At 42.4% G+C, this 255-nt stretch carries 1 tRNA gene and 1 rRNA gene; both read left to right on the top strand.

The annotated features are described in order from the left end of the window. Positions 1-88 (top strand): 16S ribosomal RNA (locus tag EQG63_RS12195); the annotation flags it as partial. Positions 89-178: 90 nt separating this feature from the next. Then, positions 179-252: transfer RNA gene (locus EQG63_RS12190), tRNA-Ile, on the top strand. The last annotated feature ends 3 nt before the right edge of the window (positions 253-255 follow it).

Here is a 255-nt window from a genome sequence, read left to right as displayed (position 1 = left end):
CAAGGAGCTGCCTAGGGTAAAACTGGTAACTAGGGCTAAGTCGTAACAAGGTAGCCGTACCGGAAGGTGCGGCTGGAACACCTCCTTTCTAGAGACTATAAAAAGAGGTTAGGTATTGATTTTTTATATTTTTTTTACTCTCGCTGTTAATTCAAATAATACAAATAAGTAAAAACAGAGTCTCGTAGCTCAGCTGGTTAGAGTACTACACTGATAATGTAGGGGTCCCCAGTTCGAGTCTGGGCGGGACTACAA

The sequence above is a fragment of the Flavobacterium amnicola genome, assembly GCF_004122165.1.
Classification (GTDB): domain Bacteria; phylum Bacteroidota; class Bacteroidia; order Flavobacteriales; family Flavobacteriaceae; genus Flavobacterium; species Flavobacterium amnicola.
Note: the sequence above shows the minus strand (reverse complement) of the source record. Positions and strands in the feature narration are given on the sequence as shown.